Origin of the sequence: Acinetobacter sp. ACZLY 512, from assembly GCF_023614015.1 — a bacterium.
In the GTDB taxonomy this organism is placed as follows: Bacteria; Pseudomonadota; Gammaproteobacteria; order Pseudomonadales; family Moraxellaceae; genus Acinetobacter; species Acinetobacter soli.
In genome coordinates, this window is sequence record NZ_JAKIVI010000016.1 from 16,046 (window position 1) to 38,303 (window position 22,258).

Consider the following 22,258-nt stretch of genomic DNA (forward strand, 5'->3'; position numbering starts at 1 on the left):
ATCAGATTTTGTGTTACAATTGAAATTACCTATCAATGAAAATCACTATCTTAGCCTGAAGTCTTCATTTAAGTCTTTGATAATGTTATTTTCATGTAAGCGTTGAGGTGTGTTTATTTTCTATCCTGTATACTGCTTTGGATAGTTTTATTTTGTTTTTTCAAGTTGCGCAATACAGCTTGTTTTTTCCTTGCTTTGTTCTATTTTGGTTTTTAAGTGATCAATATTTGGAAGGCTCTTTGTCATCCTAGACCGCTTAAAAGATAAGATTCACGTTTAGGCTGCGGCCTAACTCATGACATGGATACCAGCGTGTTACCGATCATTATCTTATTACCGTTAATATTAGGCACAACACTTGTCTTATTTCTGCAGCGATTTTCTCGAGGGATCACCGCACTCGGTGCCATTGGGGTCAGTCTCGCCAGTTTCAGTTTGCTCTTGACCCAAGCTCAGGCGGTATTTAGTGGTGCCGTTGTTCAGCAAAGCTGGGCATGGCTACCTCAACTTGGAATCAATCTCAGTTTTCGTCTCGATGCGTTGGGCTTGCTGTTTAGCCTCCTCATTACCGGCATCGGTACACTGATTTACATCTATGCATATTATTACCTGAGCGCCAAAAATTCCCTCTCCAAGCTGTATATGTTGCTGATGATTTTTATGGCAGCCATGCTGGGAATTTCACTTTCCAATAACCTCATTCTGCTCCTGATTTTTTGGGAATTGACCAGTATTTCATCTTTTTTACTGGTGGGATATTGGGGGAATTACGAAGCGGCACAGCGTGGCTCACGTATGGCACTTACCATTACAGGTATGGGCGGTCTTGCGATGCTGGGTGGATTTATTTTGCTGGGTCAAATCGCAGGAACTTATCAGATTGATCAACTGCTCGGAATGAAAGAGCTGATTCAATCACATAGCCTATTTGTACCGGCTTTGCTGCTGATTCTACTGGGTGCATTTACCAAAAGCGCGCAGTTCCCGTTTCACTTCTGGTTACCCAATGCCATGGCAGCCCCTACACCTGTCTCGGCCTATTTGCATTCTGCAACCATGGTGAAGGCAGGAATTTTCCTGCTGGCACGTTTGGCCCCGATTTTTGTGGGTGCAGCGCTGTATCATAATATCGTGACGTTTGTCGGCCTATTTACCTTATGTATGGCTGCTTTCTTTGCGATTTTTAAAGAAGATCTAAAAGGTCTTTTGGCATATTCCACCATCAGCCACTTAGGGCTTATTGTGTGTTTGCTCGGTATCGGATCACCGCTTGCGGTGGCTGCGGCGATTTTTCACATCATTAACCATGCCACCTTTAAAGCAGCGCTGTTTATGATCGCGGGAATTATCGACCACGAAACCCAAACACGCGATTTACGCAAACTCAGCGGAATTTGGCAAATGCTGCCTTTTACCGGCACCCTGACCATGATCACTGCCGCTTCGATGGCTGGCGTCCCACTCACCAATGGCTTTATCTCTAAAGAAATGTTCTTTACCGAGTTGGTGGCCAATCTTTCGGGTGGTGCGCTGATCTTCTCGATTATCGTGGCAACACTGGCGGGTATTTTTGCCGTGAGTTACTCGATTCGACTGGTACACGGCGTATTTTTTGATGGTCCAATCGGCAGTAAAGTTCCCAATAAAAATGCACATGAACCACCAATCGGCATGCGTTTACCTGCAATCTTGCTGGCAACTTTGTGTATTTTAGTCGGTATTTTACCGGCGCTCTTGGTCGAAAACATTGTTAATCAAACCACCCGTGCAAGCCTGATGACACCAGATTTTGCAGGAAGTCATCTGGCAATTTGGCATGGTTTTAATCTGCCACTGCTGATGAGTGTCATCGCACTGGTAGGTGGGGCATTGTTTTATTTTGCACTTGCAAAAGGTCAGCGCTTACGCGATATCGATTTAGACCCTTATTTGGGGCGCTTGCAAGGGCGTGAGCTGTTTGATCGTTTCCTTCATTATTTATTGTTGGGCAGTCGTAAAATCAAGCTCAGCACAGAAACCGGATCATTACAGCTTTATCTGTTTTGGATTTTACTTTTTAGCATTGCCATTGTCGCCACACCTCTGGTGAATCAGGGCTTGACCACAGGAACACGTGAGCTGTTACTGGCACCGTGGGCTGCTGTGGTGTTATGGCTGGTACTTTTCTGTGCCTGCTGGATGATGATCTGGTTCCATCATGAACGAATCAAAGCTGTCTTGATCAGCGGTGCGATTGGTTTGGTGGTGACCATGGTGTTTGTCGGCCTTTCTGCACCTGACCTTGCCTTGACCCAAATTACCGTCGATGTGGTGACCACAGTGTTATTGCTGATGAGTTTGTCATTGCTGCCACAACTTACACCGTATGAATCCAAACGTACGCGTCGCTGGCGCGATGCCAGTATCGCGATTTTGGGTGGCGCTGGGGTGGGCTGGATTGCATGGCTGATTCTAACGCGTGATCACAATTCAATTTCATGGTTCTTCTTACAACAATCGCTTCCACTTGGCGGCGGTTCAAACGTGGTCAACGTTATTCTGGTCGATTTCCGTGGCTTCGATACTTTCGGTGAAATCACGGTACTCGGAATTGCTGCCTTGGGTGCACTGTGCCTCATGGATGGCATGCGAATCCACGGCACCAGCGTGACACCAGGTCTGACCTATCGTTTTAATCCCTCTCCTCTCATGCTCAGAACCACAGCCTCATGGGTACTTCCTGTGGCATTGGTGGTGAGCTTGTATATCTTTTTACGTGGGCATAACTATCCTGGAGGCGGATTCATTGCTGGCTTGATTACCTCCATGGCATTGATCATTCAGTATGTTGCACAGGGTCAGGATCGCGCTGAGCGTCTATTGCAAGCTAAGTCTGGTCGCTTATATGAAATCTGGATTGGTTCAGGACTCATGATTGCAGGGCTTACGGGTTTAGCCGCATGGTACTGGTTACGTCCATTTTTGACCAGTGCGCATATTTATGTGCATCCGCCACTTTTGGGAGAAATGCATCTGGCCAGTGCCGCAGCTTTTGACGTGGGCGTTTATGCCACGGTTGTGGGCGCCACCATGCTGCTGATTTCAGTCTTGGGGGATTCTCGACATTCCACCATGTCTGGTCCTGTTCTACGTGAAGGAGATTGATCATGATAAGTCTTGAGTTTTTACTGGCCTCTGCAATCGGGTTATTGGTTGCAACTGGTATTTATTTGATTCTACGTGCGCGTACCTTTCCCGTCGTATTGGGACTGGCCATGATGGGTTATGCTGTGAATTTATTTTTGTTTGCCATGGGACGCTTGCAGACGAACTCTCCTGCCGTACTCACCGAAACAGCTAATGTAACAGATCCCTTACCTCAGGCTTTGGTGTTGACTGCGATTGTGATTGGATTTGCGACCACAGCCTTTGTGGTGCAATTGGCCATCCGCAGTCGTTATGAGTCTGGAACCGATCATGTCGATTCAAAAGAAGATCCATCGCTGAACTATGACCCGCGTGAGGACAAGCCATAATGTTTGATTTTATGACCTTCTGGCATGCTCATGCGCCAATCATGAGTATTTTAATTCCGGCTTTTACTGCATTTGCACTCATTTTGTTGGGGAATCCCGGATCGGGCGCTTTAGATCACGATCCGCGTCAACCATGGCGCCGCGGCATCAGTTTAGTTTCAATCTTGTTGAGTCTGGCAACCGCGATTAGTTATTTCATGATCGCCAATACTGGTCAGATTACGGTTTATCAACTCGGAGAATGGTCGGCACCGTTTGGCATTGTATTAATTCTGGATCGCTTGTCTGCATTCATGCTGTTGCTCACTTATGCCCTTGCTGCACCTGTATTGTGGTTTGCCAGCAAAGAGTGGGATGCGCGTGGTCGTTATTTCCACACCATGTTTCATTTTTTACTCATGGGGGTGTCCGGGGCATTTTTAACGGGCGACTTATTCAACCTGTTTGTCTTTTTTGAAGTTTTGCTGTTGGCATCGTATGTACTGCTGTTACATACACAAGGCAAAGCGCGGTTTCAATTGGGAATACATTACGTCACCATCAACTTGCTGGCTTCTGCACTATTTTTGATTGGCCTCGGGATGATTTATGGCAGTGTCGGCAGTCTCAATATGGCGGATGTGGCGCGCTTAATGCCAATTCTTGAGCCTGATGCACACAAACTTGCAGCAGCGGGTGGCTTATTGTTATTTGTGGTTTTTGGAATTAAAGCAGCCATGCTTCCTGTTGGATTTTGGCTACCGAAAACCTATGCTGTGGCCACAACGCCCGTCGCTGCAATTTTCACCATTATGACCAAAGTGGGGATTTATGCCATTTTACGTGTTAATGGTACGGTATTTGATGACACCTTCTCACAAGCGATGTTACAGCAATGGCTACTGCCAATTGGCCTGATCACCTCCATTTATGGTGTGATTGGCGCTATTGGAGCAGATCGTTTACGTCGCTTTATCGGGTTTATGATCTTGTCGTCGGTCGGTACATTACTGATTGCCATTGCCATGGCCAACACGCAAGCATGGGCTGCAGCGCTGTATTATATGGTGCATAGCACCCTGATTGCAGCAGCATTTTATTTGTTTTCAGGCTGGATTACTGCGCAACGTGGTGAGTTTAAGGATCACCTTAAAATTGCGCCGCAAATGAAACAAGACAAGCTACTCTCGATTGTTTATCTACTGATTGCACTCATGCTTGCAGGCCTGCCCCCGTTTAGTGGGTTCCTTGGTAAAGTCTTTATTTTACAGGCTACAGCACAGTCGGCGTATCAGGGCTGGATTATTGCCATTATTTTGATCGTGAGTTTGCTCAGTATTATTGCACTGACTCGTGTGGGCTTTGTGCTGTTTTGGCGCTCAAGCCGTCCTGAACAAGATCCAACACAACCAGAATATGTACGTTATCAGGCTTTACCTGGCCGTGCTCCGGCACGCAATAACATCACGATTTATGTGTTTTTAAGTATTTTAACGGCTTACGTCGTTTTCGCATCGCCCATTCAGCAATACACGCAAGCGACCGCCGAACAAATACGTGATCGCTCATTGTATGTCGATCAGGTATTGAAAAAAGACCGTGAAGGCCAAGTGATTAGCATTCAAGCTTTTGATCCAACCTATTTGCCGGAAACCAAATATGGCGGAGAAGCGCCGGATGTCAATGCCCACTATATTCCGTATGTTGTGTCGCCAAATAGTTTAAACGGTGAACATATCTCGTCTTATAAACTGCGCCAGATTGAACAGCAGCTTAAAAACGAGCAAGTTGCACCAAGTGATGCCCAACTCAAACCAATGGAGCAATAGAGATGAAAAAAGATTCTTTACTTGAACGTTGGTTTCCTCATCCATTTGTTTCAGTGATTGTAGTATTGAGCTGGCTCATGCTGTCGCATAGCGTGGAGTTTGGACATCTGCTCTTGGCAGCTTTACTGGGTATTTTTATTCCACGAATGATGCGTCCGTTTATTAAACGTACGCCGCACATTCACTGGACGCTGGCCATCAAGCTGGTTTTTGTGGTGCTTTGGGATATCGTAATCTCCAACATTCGCGTCGCCAAATTGGTGCTAGGTCCAACCGATCGTTTGTGCCCCAAATGGTATCGTGTACCGCTAGAAACCCAGCATGAACAGGTGAACAGTTTGCTGGCGATGATTATTACCACCACACCTGGCACAGTATCTGCGGGTATTGATCAGGAACGTGGTGATATTCTGGTGCATTCACTCAGCACAGACGATACTGAGCTGGATATTCAAGATATTAAAGATCGCTACGAAAAACCGCTACTTGCCATTTTTGAGGTCGATCCAAATCAAGGAGATCGCGCATGACCATACTTCCTTATGCTTTAGGCATCTGTTTGGTTGCCATTACGATTTCGATGTTTCTTTGCCTGATTCGTTTGGTCATGGGGCCTTCGGTTATTGATCGACTACTGGCACTCGACACCTTGTTTTTAAATGCAACCTGTTTGGTGATTGTGCTGGGAATTTACTGGGCCACCACCAATCTGTTTGAAGGCGCATTGCTGATTGCCATGCTGGGCTTTGTTTCGACTGTCGCATTGGCACGTTATTTTACCACTGGGCATGTCATTGACTAGGAGCAACTCATGCAATTGATCATGGAAATTCTGGTTTCGATCTTTTTATTGATTGGCGCCTTTTTTATTCTGATTGGTGGAATTGGCATGATTCGCCTGCCCGATCTATTTATGCGCCTGCATGCACCCACCAAAGCCAGTACTTTAGGTTTGGGCGGTTTTTTGATTGCCTCAATTATTTATTCTGCATTTCATGGTCGCTTCGGCTTTGCAGAGCTGATCATTACCTTACTGGCATTTATCACAGCACCCGTTTCAGCCAACTTGATGGCACAGGCGGCATTACATTTGCGTTTACGCTCTTTAAGTGGTGAAGTGCCTGAAAGTATTAATCGCCCTTTACCGTGGGATCGCTATAAATTCGGTCAACGCTTCTCATCGACTAAACCGCCTATGGATCCTCCCAAGGATTAAAAGTGCAGCAAAAAAAAGCCACCCGAAGGTGGCTTTTTTTTATTTAAGATTTATCTTCAGGCGACTGTTCTGGCAGATCTTGTACTGCCTTTTCAATCAAACCAAACATGTAATTACCATAGGCATTGGTTTTGTCATAATGAAAACGCAATCTAGGCGTAATACGTGTCTTGATGCGACGGCTTAGTTCATGGCGCAAGAAACCAGATGCTTTATTTAAAACGTCTAGCGTTTCTTTATTTGCTGCCTCACTTTGCTCATCACCGAGCTCACGCCCCATTACTGTGACATAAACTTCAGCATAACCCATGTCTGCACTGACTTTCACCGCCGAGATGGTCACTAGACCACCTAAGCGAGGATCTTTCAGCTCCTGACGGATCAGTTCAGACAACTCACGTTGCACTGAATCCGCCATTCGCTTTAAGCGTTGGCTACCCGCCATTAAAGACTCCGTTTAATTAATTGAACATCATAGACTTCGATCTTGTCTTTGACCTTGATGTCTTTATAACCTTTCACAGCAAGGCCACATTCCATACCGGCACGAACTTCATCTACCACATCTTTATAACGACGAAGAGATTCAAGCTCGCCTTGGAAGACCACCACGTCATCACGTAATACACGAATCGGCTTATTACGATGTAACATACCTTCAAGTACCATACAGCCCGCTGCTGCACCAAACTTGCTTGAGTGGAATACTTCACGTACTTCAGCAACACCCAAGATAGTTTCACGGTGTTCAGGTGCAAGCTTACCGCTCATGGCATTCTTCACATCATCAATCAATTCATAGATGATGCTGTAGTAACGAATGTCGATGCCGTCTTGATCGCTCTTTTGACGTGCGGTTGTATCGGCACGAACGTTAAAGCCAAGCAATACTGCTTCAGACGATTCTGCAAGCGTTACGTCAGATTCTGTGATTGCACCAACACCTGAACTGATCACACGAACGCGAACTTCGTCCATCGACAATTCATTCAAGGCTGCAGTCAAGGCTTCAAGCGTACCACGTACGTCTGCTTTCAAGACTACATTGACGGTTGGAACGTCTTTTTTGCCCATTGATGACATGATGTTTTCAAGACGCATTGCACTTTGACGCTCAATACGTTTTTGACGTTCACGGTCTGCACGCGCATCGGCCACTTCACGAGCTTTCTTCTCGTCATTGACCACAAGCACTTCATCACCCGCCATTGGAGCATCTGGTAAGCCCAGAATTTCCACTGGAATAGACGGACCTGCAGATTTGATTGGCTGACCATTTTCATCAGACATCGCACGAACACGACCATAAGATGAACCTGCAAGTACAAGGTCACCAATGTTCAATGTACCGTTTTGCACCAGAATCGAGGTCACTGCACCACGGCCTTTGTCGACACGTGCTTCAATCACAACACCCTGCGCAGCACCTTCAGAAGATGCTTTTAATTCCATCAATTCTGATTGAATCAAAATCAAATCAAGAAGTTCATCGATCCCTTGTCCACTGTGTGCAGAAACTTTAGCAATCGGAACATCACCACCCCATTCTTCTGGAACGATTTGTTTCGTTGTTAATTCATTTAACACACGGTCTACATCAGCAGATTCTTTATCCATCTTGTTGATTGCAACAATGATTGGCGTACCTGCTGCACGCGCATGGTCAATTGCTTCTGCAGTTTGTGGCATTACACCGTCATCTGCTGCAACTACCAATACCACGATATCCGTTGCTTTCGCACCACGTGCACGCATTGAAGTAAATGCAGCATGTCCCGGAGTATCTAGGAAAGTAATAATCCCTTTTGGCGTTTCAACGTGATAAGCACCAATATGCTGGGTAATACCACCCGCTTCACCCGCTGCCACTTTCGAGCGACGAATACGGTCAAGCAACGAGGTTTTACCATGGTCTACGTGACCCATGATCGTCACAACTGGCGGACGAGTCGTTTGCTCACCACGTGCTTCTTCAGCCGCTTCAAGCAAGTTATCTTCTGCTTGTGTATCAGAAACTAAAACAGGGTTATGGCCCATTTCCTCAACAACAAGTGCAGCGATATCTTGATCAATCGCTTGATCTTGATTAACCAACTCACCCATTTTCATTAGTGATTTGATGACTTCACGTACTTTGACTGCCATTTTTTGTGCAAGATCGGCAACAACAATGCTTGAACCGATTTCTACATCATAAACTTGCTTTTTAACTGGCTTTTCAAATCCATGCTTATTTGCCTGGCTTGATTTCAAACCACGTTTATTGTGGTTAACAAAGCTTTGCTCTTCTTGACCACGGCGGCCACCTTTTTTACCCGCACGCGGATTGGTGGTTGCGCTACCGCGTTTAATTTCACGGTCTTCTTGCTTAAATGAATCTTCATAAGCTTGGCCAACTAGACCTGAAGCAAGTGGAGAATCATCAATCACACGAATTGTCGTAGTCGCTTCGTCACTTGAATACTTAGACGCCATTTTGCGCATTTGTTCAAGTGTACGCTGTTGCGCTTCTTCCGCTGCTTTACGACGCGCTGTTTCTTCTGTCGCTTTAAGTTTAGCCGCTTCTGCTTCACGCGCTTTACGTTGTTCGGCCGTTTCCACCTGTTTTACATTGACAGGCTTGATTGGTTTATTGGTCGATTTACGTTTTACCACCACCTCAGCTGTTGCTGTTGTGGTTTTTGCGGTTTCTTTTTGCTGAGCAGCACGCATCGCGTTTAACGTTGCTTGCGCTTTATTTTCTACAACTTCGTCACGCTTTGGTTGTTCCGCCACTTGACGCGTACGATCTTGTGTACGTGCTTTTTCTTCGCTTTCCTGACGCGCTTTGGCTTCAGCCGCGATTTGTTCAGGATTTGGCTTGGTAAACGTATGCTTCTTGCGAACTTCTACGTTAATGGTTTTGGCTTTGCCTGATGTGCTCGCCACTTTTGCCGTACTGGTAGTTTTACGTTTCAACGTGATTTTTCCTGCACCACTTTCCTGCCCGTGAACCTTTTTCAAGTAATTCACCAAGGTATTTTGCTGTTCAGTGGTAATAATGTCATTTGCTGTACGTTGTGGCAGACCTGCTTCACGAACCTGTTCAAGGAGCTTTTCAACAGGACGATCAACACTGAGTGCTAACTCTTTAATGGATTTGTCCGTCATGTACCACCCCCTTAATTAAACCAAGATTCGCGTGCTTTCATAATCAGTTGACCTGCTTTTTCTTGACCAAGACCTTCGATATCAGAAATATCATCGGTTGCTTGATCGGCAAGATCATCAACTGTCACGACACCACGTGCTGCAAGAGCGTATGCAAGCTCACGAGTCATGCCTTCCATTTCGAGAAGTTCTTGACTTGGTTCTTGAACATTTTCTTGCTGTTTTAATGCATCTGTTAATGCGGCTTCTTTTGCACGGCTTTGAAGTAACTCAACCAACTCTTGATCAAGCTCAATTTCATCAAAGGTTTCTGGTGGTACGTAAGCAATTTCTTCAAGAGAAGTAAAGCCCATTTCAACCAGCGCCATTGCGAGATCTTCTTCAATATCCAGACGTGTGACAAACATGTCCAAATACTGCTGTGCTTCATTTTGTTGACGAGCACGATACTCTTCTTCAAGCATCATGTCGAGTTTGTAACCAGTTAATTCAGATGCAAGACGTACATTCTGGCCTTGTGAACCAATTGCACGCGCCAACTGATCATTGGTTGCAAAAATAATATCGGCACTGCGTGTATCCTCATCGAGTACGATGCCCGATACATCAGCTGGCTCAAGCGCGCTTGCGATGTATTGTGCTGGATCGTCTGACCATACCACGACATCAATACGCTCGCCGTTGAGTTCTTGCTGAACCGCTTGGATACGCGTACCACGCATACCAATACATGCACCAACAGGATCGATACGATGGTCGTTGGTTTTCACGGCAATTTTTGCGCGAACACCCGGCTGACGTGCCGCTGCTTTAATCTCAATAATTTCTTCAGAAATTTCTGGAATTTCTTTTTTCATCAATGCCATCAGCATTTCAGGACGTGCACGTGACAAGAGCAACTGCGCACCACGACCTTCACGGTTTACGCTGTACAAAATTGCGTTAACACGTTGCTTAGGACGCAAAATTTCTTTGGCAATCATTTCTTCACGTGCCAAATACGCTTCTGCATTGTCCCCTAGATCGATAATGAAACCGTCTTTGGTTTGCTTTTTCACTTCGCCATAAATGAGCTCACCCACTTTTGACTCGTAAGCATCTGCAATCAGTGCGCGTTCTGCTTCACGGATTTTTTGTACAATCACTTGCTTGGCAATTTGAGCAGCAATACGACCAAATTCGATCGACTCTACTTCAAGTTCACGCACATCGCCAATTGACCATTTTGATGAATCAACATCAGAAATCGCGTCTTGACATGCTGGCATTTCATGATCTTCATCGGCCACAAGTGTCCATTGACGGAACGTGCGGTAGTCACCTGTTTTACGATCAATTTCAACACGCAACTGCGCTTCTTCTGCATTTGTGCCTTCGTAGAATTTTTTCTTCGTTGCCGCAACAAGAGCTTGTTCTAGCGCTTCGAAGATCGCTTCACGACTAACACCTTTTTCATTACTAACCGTTTCTACAACGGTAAGAATTTCACGGCTCATAAGTCACCTACAGATTCTTATTAATTTAAATGAATTTAGTCCTGATAGATCAAGTTTGCTTTGTCGATATTATGACTATCAATCTCAAGCACATGCTTACCGTCCACTTCTACTTGAATCATTTCATTTTCAAGGTCTACGAGCAACAGTTTTGCTTGGAACTTACGACGATTTTCGACAGCGCTAATTAATCTCAGAGCGACTTGTTGTCCGATATATGCAGACATTTGTTCAAGCTGGAAAAACGGTCGATCCCAACCTGGTGATGAAACTTCAAGTGCATACTCACCTGAAATCGGATCATGAACGTCCAAGATGGCACCCACTTGCTGGGTCACACGAACACAGTCCTGAACGCCAATACCACGTCCGAGCTCAGTTTCCCCGTCTTCATTTACAACAGGTTCAGCAGTCTCATCTACGGGCTTATCAATAAAAATACGCAATAATGAACGCTTGCCTTGTGGAATAAATTCAATTCCCCAAAGATTGACGTCACAGGCTTGCACTGCAGGAGCGATTAGATCTTGGAGTGCTTGGGTTTTGTTTGATAACTTCATTTACTCTCGTCATTTTTGTGCGATTCAATCGGTCCTTTGACCGATTCAGACTTACTATAGTGAAGCATGACTATTTGACCAATTGATGTCGACACTACACGATAGCCAATAAAAAAGGGCGTTAATCGCCCCTATATTTTTGCACAGCAACCTAAAATCCACTGTGCAAAAAGGCCCACCTATCTGTGAGCCCTCTTAGAAACTTGGTAGCGGGAGCTGGATTTGAACCAACGACCTTCGGGTTATGAGCCCGACGAGCTACCAGACTGCTCCATCCCGCATCAACGTGCAAACATTATATACATTCATTGAAAAAAGTCAATCTTTCAACCAATGCTCCAATTTGACTTTGCAACTCAAATTGAAAATGGTAGCGGGAGCTGGATTTGAACCAACGACCTTCGGGTTATGAGCCCGACGAGCTACCAGACTGCTCCATCCCGCATCAACACACACTTTGTGTGGCAAAAAGTTTGCACCAAGATTTTTAACATCTTAGCCTGTTGTGTGTCTCACAAACAGTGCAACTTTTCTGGTGAAGCGAACTATAGAGAGTTAAACCCACCCTGTCAACCAATGATTCCGATTATTCAGCTTTACACTCACCAAACGCCCAATTATCGAACAACACCGCACAATTTACACTCAAAATCGAGATTTTCCATCTGACAAGCACACATTTTCTTGGTGTTAAGGATGTTGGGGGCTATTTCGGGTTTTGATTTATTTTGATGTGTAATTCTTAAGATCAGATCCCGTTACACGGCGCATCATCTTCTGATCAGCACCTAACAAGAAATTAGGGTTATATTTTTAATTTACACAAACAAAAAAAGGTATCTTATAAAAGATACCTTTTTTTAATCTCAGGATGTTCGCATTCAATGCGACTCCTTCAACTGCTGCATACACCAATCATCAAATGACTTGAAGATTGGTGCGGAAGGGGGGACTTGAACCCCCACGCCCGAAAGCACTACCACCTCAAGGTAGCGTGTCTACCAATTCCACCACCACCGCAGCTTGTGGCAGGAATTCTAGTCGCTTCTTACACAAAAATAAAGAGCAATTTTCAATTATTGACTCGACTTAGGTGCATTTGGCGAAGTTTCAGGCGTTGTTGCAGGAGCTGAGCTTGTTGTCTGTACAGATTTTAAGCTATAAGCATCTGTAGTTTGTTTTTTCGCAAAGACGGCCAAGCTTAAACTGGTCACAAAAAACAATGCCGTTAAGATTGCCGTCACGCGGGTCAGGAAGTTACCTGAACCTGAAGCACCAAATACGGTTGCAGCACCGCCGCCACCAAAAGATGCACCGGCATCAGCGCCTTTACCGTGTTGAATCAATACGAGACCAATAATCATAACGGCCAAGATGATATGTACAACCAACACAAATGTATGCATGCTGACCTCCTATTGTTGTGTTTGGGCAAATGCCTGAGCGATTTGATAAAATGATTCGGCATTGAGGGAAGCCCCGCCAACCAAAGCGCCATTGATATCAGCGCAGGCCGCCAACTCTACTGCATTCTCAGGTTTAACACTACCACCATAAAGTAACGCAATTTGTGCGCCTGCTGGGGTAATCTGACATAAACCTTCACGAATTTTGGCATGAATGGCTTGTGCATCTTCTGGTGATGCCGTCCGCCCTGTTCCAATTGCCCAAATTGGCTCGTATGCAATCACGATTTGCGACTGCCATTGCTCGGCACTGACCACAGAGGCGATATCACAGATTTGCTGCAACACCACTTGCTCAGCCTGCCCTTGCTCACGCTGTTCAAGGCTTTCACCGACGCAATAAATCACCGTCATACCTGCTTGTAAGGCATGCGTCATTTTTTGTTTTAAAATTTCAACCTGGTCACCGAGCAGTTCGCGACGCTCAGAGTGCCCGATCAAAACATACTGAATCTGACTGTCGGTAAGTAAATCTGCACTGACCTCGCCAGTATAGGCGCCTGTGCCTGCAAATCGTGAGACGTCTTGGGCAACGGTTGCCACTGCACGGTTCGCACTGGCCAGCTCGCTTTGAATACGCGTCAAGGCGATTGAGATTGGCGCCACACCAATATGACAGTGCTGCTCAGAAATTGGCTGTTGCTTTAATAAATCTTTAAATTGTTGTACAAGTTGAATGGCAGTAGATTGTTGAGGATTCATTTTCCAATTGCCGACAACCCAAGGAATAATAGTCGAGCCCGACATATTGCTAACCTTTCTTCAAAAATGCAGCTCATTCTACACGGATTTTAAGCGAAATTAGAATGATTTCTTTTACATCGCATGTGTAAAGCGATCGACCTTTTTGCACCATAATTGTTAGATACAAGACAATTCAACAATTCCCAGTAACAAAATAGACGCGTTGTTGTATGGAAAGCTGGCTGTACAGGGTGGTATTTTTTCTGTGGCGCCGTATAATTTTCTATATACAAATTATAATGATATCAATGTTACAAGGCAGTCCCATGTCATTAGTTACCGCATCACCTAAATTTTCAGGATTCATTCGGCGCCTTGTCGAAGAAGGTCATATTGATGCACACGACATGCAAATGGCTCAAGAGAGCGCCAAAAAAAACAAGCAAGATATTGTTCCTTATTTGATCGACCATTATGCCATTACCCCGATCACCATTGCTGAAACCATCTCGGTCGAGTTTGGCGAACCGCTATTTGATCTGGATGTTTTTGATCCTGCGCTGATTCTCAAAGATCGTATCGATGAAAAGCTGATTCGCAAGTATCGTGTAATGCCGTTGGTTCATCGTGGGCATGTGCTCTATGTCGCGACCTGCAATCCGACCAATCTTGAAGCGATGGATGCCATCCGTTTTAACAGCAAACTCAAAGTCGAACCGATTATTGTAGAGCACGATAAGCTTGAGCGACTGTTAAACGAATATTTCCCCGAAGATAGCCGTTTTAACTTTGACACCGAAGATTTTGATCTGGATCTGGAGGTGAATTCCCCCACTTCAGATGACGACGACGATGACGAAATCAGTAAAGATGAAGCCCCGGTGGTCAAATACATCAATAAATTACTGATTGATGCTATTCGTATGAATGCATCAGACTTACATTTTGAACCTTATGAAAAAATGTATCGGGTCCGTTATCGGGTCGATGGTGTACTTCGTTTAATTGCAACACCACCCTTACAACTGGCTACCCGACTGGCCTCGCGTTTGAAAGTGATGTCTCAAATGGATATTTCGGAAAAGCGTGTTCCGCAAGATGGTCGTATTAAACTGAAACTGTCGAAAACCAAAACCATCGATTTTCGGGTCAACTCCCTACCGACCCTATTTGGTGAAAAGATTGTACTGCGGATTCTGGATCCTGCGAGCGCGATGCTGGGTATCGATGCACTGGGCTACGAGCCTGAGCAAAAAGCATTGTTTACCGAAGCGCTGAATCGACCACAAGGCATGCTGCTGATTACCGGCCCTACAGGCTCGGGGAAAACCGTATCGATGTATACCGGCTTAAATATTCTCAATACCGAACATGCCAATATTTCTACCGCCGAAGACCCAGTCGAGATTAATCTTGAAGGTATTAATCAGGTCAATGTAAATCCCAAAGTCGGCCTGACCTTTGCTGCGGCATTACGCTCTTTTTTACGTCAAGACCCTGATATCATTATGGTGGGGGAAATTCGTGATTTAGAAACCGCAGAGATTGCCATTAAAGCGGCTCAAACCGGTCACTTGGTGATGTCGACACTGCATACCAATAACGCTGCCGAAACACTGACACGCCTGAGAAGCATGGGGGTGGCGACCTTTAATATCGCCACCTCGGTCAATCTGGTGATTGCGCAGCGCCTTGCCAGACGCCTGTGTAATCAGTGTAAACGGCGTATCGACGTGCCACGTGCCAGTTTACTCGAAATGGGATTTACCGAAACCGATTTAGATGCTCCAGACTTTCAGATCTATGAACCGGTAGGGTGTAAAGAATGCCGAGAGGGCTACAAAGGACGTGTGGGCATTTATGAAGTCATGAAAATTACACCGGAAATCTCAAGAATTATTATGCAAGACGGCAATGCACTTGAAATTGCAGCAGCCGCTGAACAGCTTGGATTTAGCAACTTACGCCGTTCTGGCTTAAAAAAAGTGATGCAGGGGGTCACATCGTTACAGGAAGTCAATCGTGTGACGAATGAAGAATAACGGGGCAAAGCAAGGATCATCTGATGGCAGCAAAAAAAGTACAAACAGTGCCCACTTTCGCGTATGAAGGTATTGATCGCAAGGGGATCAAACTTAAAGGGGAGCTTTCTGCCCGTAATATGGCATTGGCCAAAGTCACTTTGCGTAAACAAGGCATTACCATTCGAACCATTCGTGAAAAGCGCCGCAACCTGCTTGAAGGATTATTTAAGAAAAAAGTTAAACCGCTCGATATCACGATTTTTACTCGCCAGTTGGCAACCATGATGAAAGCAGGTGTGCCGCTGGTGCAGGCCTTTGAAATTGTCGCTGAGGGCTTGGATAATCCTGCCATGCGCGAGGTGGTACTCGGACTCAAAACAGATGTCGAAGGAGGTAATACTTTTGCTGGTGCGCTGCGTAAGTATCCGCAGCACTTCGATAATCTGTTTTGCTCCCTAATTGAGTCGGGTGAACAATCGGGTTCGCTTGAAACCATGCTAGAGCGAGTTGCGGTATATAAAGAAAAAAGTGAAGTATTAAAGCAAAAAATCAAAAAAGCCATGAAGTATCCGGCCATGGTGATTATGGTCGCGATCGTGGTGACCATTATTTTGATGGTGAAAGTGGTTCCGGTATTTAAAGATTTATTTACCTCATTTGGCGCCGACTTACCAGCCTTTACCCAGATGGTGGTGAACATGTCCAACTGGATGCAGTCTTACTGGATATTGCTCATTTTCATTATCGGTGCGGTCATTGCTGGCTTTTTAGAGGCACGTAAACGCAGCAAAACTTTTCGTGATCATCTAGATCAACTTGTGCTTCGTCTGCCGATTGTAGGTGATCTGGTCTATAAAGCCATTATTGCCCGTTATAGTCGTACCCTTGCCACCACTTTCGCAGCGGGTGTTCCGCTGATTGATGCGCTGGCATCTACCGCAGGTGCAACCAATAACAGTATTTATGAACGTGCTGTGCTTAAAATTCGTGACGATGTGTCTACAGGCCAGCAGCTTCATTTTGCCATGCGCGTGTCGAATCGTTTCCCCACGATGGCCATTCAAATGGTGGCCATTGGTGAAGAATCCGGGGCACTAGATGAAATGCTGGACAAAGTTGCGAATTACTATGAAAGTGAAGTCGATCACGCAGTAGACGGTCTTACATCGATGATGGAACCCTTGATTATGGCAATTTTGGGCATTTTAGTGGGTGGTCTGGTGATTGCGATGTATCTTCCGATTTTCCAAATGGGTTCAGTGGTGTAATGTCTGATATCTTCTCGTATTTTATTACCAATTCGACTGCGCTTTATCTCGCGATTGGTATCTTAAGCCTGTGTATTGGCAGCTTTTTAAATGTGGTGATCTACCGCACACCCAAAATGATGGAGCAGGAATGGACACAAGAATGCCAGTTGTTGCTGCATCCAGAACAGGTCGTAATTGAAACCGAAAAGCTCAGTCTAAGTTCACCTGCATCTTCATGTCCGCATTGTCGTGCGCCAATTCGCTGGTATCACAATATTCCAGTGCTAAGCTGGCTGGCTTTACGCGGGAAATGCTATGCGTGTGACCACCCGATTACAATCCGCTACCCCGCCATTGAATTGCTTACGCTGCTGACCTCACTGACTGTGCTGATGGTTTTGGGGCCAACGCTTAAAATGTTGTTTGGGCTAGTGCTCACTTGGATGTTAATTGCGCTGACCTTTATCGACTTTGATACTCAACTTTTACCAGATCGCTATACCCTCACCCTTGCAGGATTAGGCTTGGCCATCAATAGCGCGCATGTGTATGTTTCTCCCAATGAGGCCATCTGGGGCTATGTCATCGGCTTTTTGTGTTTATGGGTGGTGTATTACCTGTTTAAACTGCTCACCAAAAAAGAAGGCATGGGATACGGCGATTTCAAACTACTGGCAGCGCTGGGGGCTTGGATGGGGCCGCTAATGCTGCCGCTGATTGTGCTGTTGTCGTCGTTTGTGGGGGCGATTATTGGTGTTGTACTTTTGCGTATTCGCAAGCAAAATCAGCCTTTTGCATTTGGTCCCTTTATTGCCATTGCGGGCTGGATTGCCTTTTTATGGGGAGATGCAATTATGCGGGTATATCTAGGAGGATGAGTATGCCGTACATCGTGGGACTTACAGGTGGAATCGGAAGTGGTAAATCGGCTGCCAGCCAATGGTTTGAACATCAAGACATTGATGTGGTCGATGCCGATGTGGTCGCACGCGAAGTTGTTCAACCGGGACAACCCGCACTGGAAAAAATTGCACAGCACTTTGGTGACTGGGTTTTGCAGGCAGACGGTCAACTGGATCGCCGCGCCTTACGTGACTATATTTTTCAGCATCCGGAGGCACGCCAACAGCTCGAAGCCATTACCCACCCTATCATCCGACAATCGATTTTGTCGCAGTTGCAACTGGCACAGAGTGCGTATGTGATTCTGGTTTCGCCGTTATTGTTTGAAACCGGTCAAGATCGAATGACCCATCGCAATCTGCTGGTCGATGTGAGCGAAGCCACCCAACTGAAAAGAGCCAGTCAACGCGATGCGCAATCGACCGAACAGATCCAGAAAATTATAGCCACACAAATGCCGCGTTCTGAAAAATTAAAACGCGCAGATGATGTGGTACACAATGAAGGTACGCTCGATGAGCTGTATCAGCAATTGATGCGTTTACACACCGATTATTTAACACGCTCACCTGATTGATTTTTCTGCTTTTCAAGCTCTCGGGTGAGCGTGTCTTTCAAGCGCCAGCGCCACGGCTGCAACGCGCCTATTCCCATTCCAATTAGACCAAACAAAAGCGATAAACTCAGCGGCTCATGAAGTAAGGGAACAGCAATCAATGCCGCCAAAAATGGCGCCAAATTGACGATACTGCCTGCTTTAAACGCACCTAAACGTTCGATCGCGGCAATATAGGTCAGTGTGGCCAAAATCACCACAAATACGCCATGGAACAGCCCCTGCACCACTAAGTGAAGCGGCTCAACCTGATTAAAATGTTTGGGCAGAAACAACGCATAAACGGGTAAATAAAATAATGTCGACCAGATGGCTACGCTGGTCATGGCATGCCATGCGCTCAGCTTCCATTGCTTGAGCAAGATGGTAAAAACTCCCCACCACATTGCGCTACATACAAAAAGCACATCACCAACGCCAAAACCACTATGATTTTGGCGAAGCATCAATACGCTCATCAGGCCAATTGAAGCCAGAATAATGCAAAAGCTCAGCCATGTATGGCGGTCAAAGGGTTGCCCGAACAGCACAAAGGCTGCAATGGCTGTCCATAACGGCATGGTGCCATTTAAAAAAATCGCGGCATGCGCGGCGGGTGCATACAAAAACGCACTATAAACCGTCAGGCAATAGCCCACACCGCCAATCAGCGCCAAAATCATGGCTTTGGGCTGCCATAAAAAGGCCCAGTCTTTTTTGTAGATCAGTATAGGCACCAACAGACAAAAGGCGATTGCAAAACGCATTGCCACAATGTCCCAAGCACTGATATGCCACTGGGCATTGAGTCGAGAAAAAATCGTGAAGCCACCCCAAATACACATGGTAATGGCCACATAACCGTACCCTTGTAATCTGGGTGACATGGCAATCTTTAACCTTTGACAATGCCGAATTTAACGCTTAAACCAAACGTTGACGGCAGGCCTCATAGAGCGCCATTCCTGTGGCTACACTCACGTTTAAACTTTGAAGATTTCCCGACATTGGGATATACACGGTTTGGTCACATTGCGACTGCGTGATCGGACGTAAACCCGTATCTTCAGCCCCCATCACAATGGCAACGTTTCCAGAAAAATCACACTCTTGTAAAGGTAATGCTTTTTCATCCAGCATAGTGCCCACAACTTTGACAAAGAACTGCGCTTTAATGTGCGCCAATGTACGTGCCAAATTGGTAACCTGAATAAACTTCACTTTTTCTGCGCCACCAGCAGCGACTTTACGTGCAGTGGGTGTGAGTCCGGCAGAACGGTCACGCGGGACAATCACCGCCACCACGCCCATCGCCGCCGCCGTACGGATACATGCACCAAGGTTATGCGGATCGGTGACCTGATCGAGAGCCAAAATCAAGGCATTGTCTTGCTGCTCGAGCAATTGATCTAAGTCTTTTTCATTTAACACCGGATGTGGGCGTACCGCAGCCACCACGCCTTGATGAAACGGCAAACCAGCCAGTTTTTCCAAGCTGTCACGGCTGGCTTTTTGTACACTAATCCCAAATGGTTCGGCCAGCTCTAAAATTTTTTGCAAGCGCTGATCATCTCGGCCTTTGAGTGTAAACAGGGTCAAAACCCGCTCAGGCTCCAACTCCAACAATGACTCCACCGAATGAACGCCATAATAATATTCTGGTTTAGCCATGGTGACCCTCTAAAAGCACAGATAAAAAAATAAAATCCTGTAAAGCCAGCTTCACAGGATTTTTTAACGCGACCATTTTAACTGATTTAACAGCCGATGAGTTAGCCTTCTAAATGACAAACGTAATCTAATACGTCGTCAGTTTCGATTTTAAATAGGCTATTTCCAGGCACATAAAACGATTGTCCGGCACGGAACAATTCACTTTCAGTATTATCGGCAATTTTTACGCGACATTCGCCAGAGATAATTTCCATACGCTCAGGAACATGGGTTTCAAATGTCAGTGGCTGTTCAGTCGGTAATATCACACCTAATGTTTTTTTTGTACCGTCTTCAAACTGAACGGTGTGACTGATGCATAAACCACCGAAATATACATTTGATTTTTTAATCACACTCACGTGATCAAATTGAGTAGAACTCATGCGTACGTCTCCAAAAAATGTCGCATTTATATGAGGTAATGACAGATGTAGTTTAATTGTGGCGAAATAACTAATCAATCAGTTTTAAACAGGATAAATCTGCAAATTCCATGCCTTTACACGGATCTGCGCCGCATATAATTCTGGCAAATGTAAATCGATTGATCCAGATTCATCCACCGTGGCGCGGTACTGACACACAATTTGCTTTTTATTGTTGTATAAAATCCATTGGATTTGACGGGCCATTGAATCAGGCACAGTTACGTTGACCACTGCACTCGATTCATTCATTCCCACATGCGCGTGTCGGGTCAGTGTTACTGGCGTATCTTGCTTTTGATCGCCTGGAAATGCTTCGGCAGAAGGGTCAAATCCATATCGATCATGAGTCATAACACTCTGACATAAGGTTGGCCAGATACAATAACGTAAAAAATGCTGATCCATGACCCGCGTATTCAGATAACGTCCGGAATGAATATAATCACTAATCAAAGCTTCAACCTGATGAAAAACACCTGTACATCCACCCCACATCCCCGCCAAGATTAATTCGGTGTGCGAATAGTAATCTCGCATAAGGTGAAACCAGCGGTCACTGTCCAGCCATTGCTGAACGGCTGCAACCTCCCGCGGTGAAATCAGTGAATCGGCATCGCGGATTAAAAAGCGTTTGACTTGCGGATCGTCCATCACCAAAAAGCGCCAGAATAACCCTGAAATCTGAGCCTGAGTCTCGGTCACTTTAATGAGCTGTGCACCATGCTGGCTTAATCGCTGCAAAATGGGCGTCGGCACTGAATCATCGACATAAAAGCGGCAGCGCCAATTTGGATAGAGTTCTTTGGCTCGAATAACATTTAACACTGCGGTTTCACAATAACGCGGATGATCTCCAAATAATGAAAATGAAATAATATTCTGGTTAGGATTTTCTGCCAGAAAGCGTTCGGGTGCTGCTTGTGGCAGTGTCAATTTTGGTTCTTGGCTTGCCTGTTGCTGTTTACGCTCAATGGCAAGACGGCCAAAGTGCTGCACGTCTTGCGCGCGATTAAGCGCAAAACAGACTTCACAAAGTCCGTCATAAATATTGGGATCGACAGATCCGTTGCTTAACGTAATGGCGTGCTGATAATGCGCATAAGCATCTAAATAACGCTTTAACTGAAGTTCTGTGTAGGCCAAATCCATGTAGGCCACCGGATGCTGAGGCACAAGATCAATCACCTGCCGTACCAGCTCATAGGCCAGCTGATAATCTGCTGCCGCACTTGCACGACGAAATTGTGTCGATAGTGCTGCAAGCTGTTGATTGAGCTGCGCTACTTTTTTTGGCGATTGCGCACTTTTTTGTACAGGTTTAGGTATGGGAAGACGTATTTTCATTTTCTGACTGACAAATCTTGCTATTCTTATAATGGACTTAGAATAACGAATCTCTTGTGACAAGTCCAAAAGTTCACTATCTTAAACATCTTAAACAAAAAAC

The 22,258-nt window shown here is 45.5% G+C and carries 20 protein-coding genes and 3 tRNA genes; 10 read left to right on the plus strand and 13 right to left on the minus strand.

The genetic code is table 11. The features are described 5' to 3' along the window. The first annotated feature begins 300 nt into the window (after positions 1-300). Genes L2096_RS14555 through L2096_RS14580 form a run of 6 tightly spaced genes read left to right on the plus strand, consistent with a single transcriptional unit; the run spans position 301 to position 6,539 of the window. On the plus strand, positions 301-3,144 hold the full coding sequence (locus L2096_RS14555) for a monovalent cation/H+ antiporter subunit A (protein ID WP_004932499.1): 2,844 nt from the start codon (positions 301-303) through the stop codon (positions 3,142-3,144). Positions 3,145-3,146: 2 nt separating this feature from the next. After that, entirely contained in the window at positions 3,147-3,515 is a 369-nt protein-coding gene (locus L2096_RS14560; protein WP_004943971.1) for a Na+/H+ antiporter subunit C, read from the plus strand. Next, a complete protein-coding gene (locus L2096_RS14565) occupies positions 3,515-5,323 on the plus strand; it encodes a monovalent cation/H+ antiporter subunit D (RefSeq protein WP_250365728.1) in 1,809 nt (602 codons plus the stop codon). The genes L2096_RS14560 and L2096_RS14565 overlap by 1 nt, the downstream gene beginning before the upstream one ends. Positions 5,324-5,325: 2 nt before the next feature. Beyond that, positions 5,326-5,853: a Na+/H+ antiporter subunit E gene (locus tag L2096_RS14570; RefSeq protein ID WP_004932493.1), complete on the plus strand. Its 528-nt coding sequence runs from the start codon at positions 5,326-5,328 to the stop codon at positions 5,851-5,853. Then, positions 5,850-6,125 (plus strand): monovalent cation/H+ antiporter subunit F, encoded by a 276-nt coding sequence (locus tag L2096_RS14575; RefSeq protein ID WP_004932491.1) that lies wholly within the window; start codon positions 5,850-5,852, stop codon positions 6,123-6,125. Before L2096_RS14570 ends, L2096_RS14575 begins: the two co-directional genes overlap by 4 nt. A 9-nt stretch (positions 6,126-6,134) precedes the next feature. Beyond that, complete coding sequence (locus L2096_RS14580) at positions 6,135-6,539, plus strand: Na+/H+ antiporter subunit G (RefSeq protein ID WP_004932488.1); 405 nt, start codon at positions 6,135-6,137, stop codon at positions 6,537-6,539. A 43-nt stretch (positions 6,540-6,582) separates the two neighbouring features. Here the strand turns inward: L2096_RS14580 and L2096_RS14585 are convergent, their stop codons facing one another. From L2096_RS14585 to tpiA, 9 genes are all read right to left on the minus strand, one after another. Beyond that, on the minus strand, positions 6,583-6,984 hold the full coding sequence (locus L2096_RS14585; RefSeq protein WP_004932486.1) for a ribosome-binding factor A: 402 nt from the start codon (positions 6,982-6,984) through the stop codon (positions 6,583-6,585). After that, positions 6,984-9,689, minus strand: a complete 2,706-nt coding sequence (infB, locus tag L2096_RS14590; RefSeq protein WP_004932482.1) for a translation initiation factor IF-2 — start codon at positions 9,687-9,689, stop codon at positions 6,984-6,986. The genes L2096_RS14585 and infB overlap by 1 nt, the downstream gene beginning before the upstream one ends. 11 nt (positions 9,690-9,700) lie before the next feature. Beyond that, complete coding sequence (nusA, locus tag L2096_RS14595) at positions 9,701-11,185, minus strand: transcription termination factor NusA (protein WP_004943981.1); 1,485 nt, start codon at positions 11,183-11,185, stop codon at positions 9,701-9,703. Positions 11,186-11,220: 35 nt separating this feature from the next. Beyond that, positions 11,221-11,745, minus strand: coding sequence for a ribosome maturation factor RimP (gene rimP, locus L2096_RS14600; protein ID WP_004932478.1), 525 nt, complete (start codon positions 11,743-11,745; stop codon positions 11,221-11,223). 204 nt (positions 11,746-11,949) lie between these two features. Then, positions 11,950-12,026, minus strand: a tRNA-Met gene (locus tag L2096_RS14605). An 87-nt stretch (positions 12,027-12,113) separates the two neighbouring features. Continuing rightward, positions 12,114-12,190: transfer RNA gene (locus tag L2096_RS14610), tRNA-Met, on the minus strand. A 490-nt stretch (positions 12,191-12,680) separates the two neighbouring features. Next, a tRNA-Leu gene (locus L2096_RS14615) sits at positions 12,681-12,765 on the minus strand. Positions 12,766-12,821: 56 nt separating this feature from the next. Continuing rightward, positions 12,822-13,151 (minus strand): preprotein translocase subunit SecG, encoded by a 330-nt coding sequence (gene secG / locus L2096_RS14620; RefSeq protein WP_151796092.1) that lies wholly within the window; start codon positions 13,149-13,151, stop codon positions 12,822-12,824. Positions 13,152-13,160: 9 nt separating this feature from the next. After that, positions 13,161-13,958 carry a triose-phosphate isomerase gene (gene tpiA / locus L2096_RS14625; protein ID WP_004932474.1) on the minus strand — a complete coding sequence of 266 codons (798 nt, stop codon included), beginning with the start codon at positions 13,956-13,958 and terminating at the stop codon, positions 13,161-13,163. Positions 13,959-14,221: 263 nt separating this feature from the next. Here tpiA and pilB point away from each other — a divergent pair, with 263 nt between their 5' ends. Genes pilB through coaE form a run of 4 tightly spaced genes read left to right on the plus strand, consistent with a single transcriptional unit; the run spans position 14,222 to position 18,649 of the window. Beyond that, positions 14,222-15,937, plus strand: coding sequence for a type IV-A pilus assembly ATPase PilB (gene pilB, locus L2096_RS14630; RefSeq protein WP_119689887.1), 1,716 nt, complete (start codon positions 14,222-14,224; stop codon positions 15,935-15,937). 23 nt (positions 15,938-15,960) lie between these two features. After that, the gene (locus L2096_RS14635; RefSeq protein WP_250365729.1) at positions 15,961-17,187 is read left to right on the plus strand and encodes a type II secretion system F family protein; all 1,227 of its coding nucleotides are present in this window, start codon (positions 15,961-15,963) and stop codon (positions 17,185-17,187) included. Beyond that, positions 17,187-18,047 (plus strand): prepilin peptidase, encoded by an 861-nt coding sequence (locus tag L2096_RS14640; RefSeq protein WP_250365730.1) that lies wholly within the window; start codon positions 17,187-17,189, stop codon positions 18,045-18,047. Before L2096_RS14635 ends, L2096_RS14640 begins: the two co-directional genes overlap by 1 nt. A 2-nt stretch (positions 18,048-18,049) precedes the next feature. After that, on the plus strand, positions 18,050-18,649 hold the full coding sequence (coaE, locus tag L2096_RS14645; RefSeq protein ID WP_250365731.1) for a dephospho-CoA kinase: 600 nt from the start codon (positions 18,050-18,052) through the stop codon (positions 18,647-18,649). Here coaE and L2096_RS14650 read toward each other — a convergent pair. The 4 genes from L2096_RS14650 to L2096_RS14665 form a co-directional block, all read right to left on the minus strand. Then, complete coding sequence (locus L2096_RS14650; protein WP_004932459.1) at positions 18,625-19,554, minus strand: DMT family transporter; 930 nt, start codon at positions 19,552-19,554, stop codon at positions 18,625-18,627. The two genes, coaE and L2096_RS14650, sit on opposite strands and share 25 nt — an antisense overlap. Before the next feature lie 37 nt (positions 19,555-19,591). Continuing rightward, entirely contained in the window at positions 19,592-20,338 is a 747-nt protein-coding gene (gene rlmB / locus L2096_RS14655; protein WP_004943999.1) for a 23S rRNA (guanosine(2251)-2'-O)-methyltransferase RlmB, read from the minus strand. 101 nt (positions 20,339-20,439) lie between these two features. After that, complete coding sequence (gene ppnP, locus L2096_RS14660) at positions 20,440-20,766, minus strand: pyrimidine/purine nucleoside phosphorylase (RefSeq protein WP_004932453.1); 327 nt, start codon at positions 20,764-20,766, stop codon at positions 20,440-20,442. Positions 20,767-20,850: 84 nt separating this feature from the next. After that, a complete protein-coding gene (locus tag L2096_RS14665) occupies positions 20,851-22,155 on the minus strand; it encodes a tetratricopeptide repeat protein (protein ID WP_250365732.1) in 1,305 nt (434 codons plus the stop codon). Positions 22,156-22,258: the final 103 nt, after the last annotated feature.

Bases quoted from the DNA above. Each gene is read 5' to 3' on its own strand.
- secG (WP_151796092.1), bottom strand. From the start codon at position 13,151: ATGCATACATTTGTGTTGGTTGTACATATCATCTTGGCCGTTATGATT.
- L2096_RS14580 (WP_004932488.1), top strand. From the start codon at position 6,135: ATGCAATTGATCATGGAAATTCTGGTTTCGATCTTTTTATTGATTGGC.
- nusA (WP_004943981.1), bottom strand. From the start codon at position 11,185: ATGAGCCGTGAAATTCTTACCGTTGTAGAAACGGTTAGTAATGAAAAA.
- L2096_RS14555 (WP_004932499.1), top strand. From the start codon at position 301: ATGGATACCAGCGTGTTACCGATCATTATCTTATTACCGTTAATATTA.
- rimP (WP_004932478.1), bottom strand. From the start codon at position 11,745: ATGAAGTTATCAAACAAAACCCAAGCACTCCAAGATCTAATCGCTCCT.
- L2096_RS14635 (WP_250365729.1), top strand. From the start codon at position 15,961: ATGGCAGCAAAAAAAGTACAAACAGTGCCCACTTTCGCGTATGAAGGT.
- L2096_RS14570 (WP_004932493.1), top strand. From the start codon at position 5,326: ATGAAAAAAGATTCTTTACTTGAACGTTGGTTTCCTCATCCATTTGTT.
- L2096_RS14585 (WP_004932486.1), bottom strand. From the start codon at position 6,984: ATGGCGGGTAGCCAACGCTTAAAGCGAATGGCGGATTCAGTGCAACGT.
- L2096_RS14560 (WP_004943971.1), top strand. From the start codon at position 3,147: ATGATAAGTCTTGAGTTTTTACTGGCCTCTGCAATCGGGTTATTGGTT.
- L2096_RS14575 (WP_004932491.1), top strand. From the start codon at position 5,850: ATGACCATACTTCCTTATGCTTTAGGCATCTGTTTGGTTGCCATTACG.
- L2096_RS14565 (WP_250365728.1), top strand. From the start codon at position 3,515: ATGTTTGATTTTATGACCTTCTGGCATGCTCATGCGCCAATCATGAGT.
- L2096_RS14665 (WP_250365732.1), bottom strand. From the start codon at position 22,155: ATGAAAATACGTCTTCCCATACCTAAACCTGTACAAAAAAGTGCGCAA.
- infB (WP_004932482.1), bottom strand. From the start codon at position 9,689: ATGACGGACAAATCCATTAAAGAGTTAGCACTCAGTGTTGATCGTCCT.
- coaE (WP_250365731.1), top strand. From the start codon at position 18,050: ATGCCGTACATCGTGGGACTTACAGGTGGAATCGGAAGTGGTAAATCG.
- L2096_RS14640 (WP_250365730.1), top strand. From the start codon at position 17,187: ATGTCTGATATCTTCTCGTATTTTATTACCAATTCGACTGCGCTTTAT.
- L2096_RS14650 (WP_004932459.1), bottom strand. From the start codon at position 19,554: ATGTCACCCAGATTACAAGGGTACGGTTATGTGGCCATTACCATGTGT.
- pilB (WP_119689887.1), top strand. From the start codon at position 14,222: ATGTCATTAGTTACCGCATCACCTAAATTTTCAGGATTCATTCGGCGC.
- ppnP (WP_004932453.1), bottom strand. From the start codon at position 20,766: ATGAGTTCTACTCAATTTGATCACGTGAGTGTGATTAAAAAATCAAAT.
- rlmB (WP_004943999.1), bottom strand. From the start codon at position 20,338: ATGGCTAAACCAGAATATTATTATGGCGTTCATTCGGTGGAGTCATTG.
- tpiA (WP_004932474.1), bottom strand. From the start codon at position 13,958: ATGTCGGGCTCGACTATTATTCCTTGGGTTGTCGGCAATTGGAAAATG.